The organism is Streptococcus sp. KR (assembly GCF_002238115.1).
Classification (GTDB): domain Bacteria; phylum Bacillota; class Bacilli; order Lactobacillales; family Streptococcaceae; genus Streptococcus.
Genome location: NZ_NGVM01000137.1, coordinates 1 through 473, shown reverse-complemented (window position 1 = coordinate 473; position 473 = coordinate 1). Strand labels below are relative to the sequence as shown.

Here is a 473-nt window from a genome sequence, read left to right as displayed (position 1 = left end):
CATGCAACAAACTATTGATTTAACCACTGTAACTAGTCCGCTTGGTGGAACACTAAGCTTTCCAATTAATCAGGATATCATGAACACATTGGTTCCAGATGATTATGATATTGAAGTTTGGGTTACTATGAATGATGGTACGCAGGCAATTTTTCCAAGTGATGGGACATTAGGGTTCTCGATTGAAGAGAACCTAATGAGTGATACTGGTGAAGTAATTCCGACAATCACTTTAAATGATTTTCAGCAACAATTTAATGATTTGAGTAATCAAATGGAGAATGCGGTTCATAATGTTCAAAAAGGTGATAAAGGTGATACTGGTACTGGTCTTGAAATCAAAGACAAAGTTTCATCAGTTTCGAATTTACCCTCAACAGCAAATGAAGGTGATGGCTATTTAGTTGGTGAAGAATTATATGTTTGGGTGAACGGTGCTTGGAAAGATTGTGGACCATTACAAGGACCTAAAG

Annotated in this window: 1 pseudogene; it reads left to right on the top strand. The window is 36.8% G+C overall.

Going from position 1 to position 473, the window contains the following annotated elements:
• Window positions 1-473 (top strand): annotated as a pseudogene (locus tag CBI42_RS11280) (collagen-like protein); the annotation flags it as partial.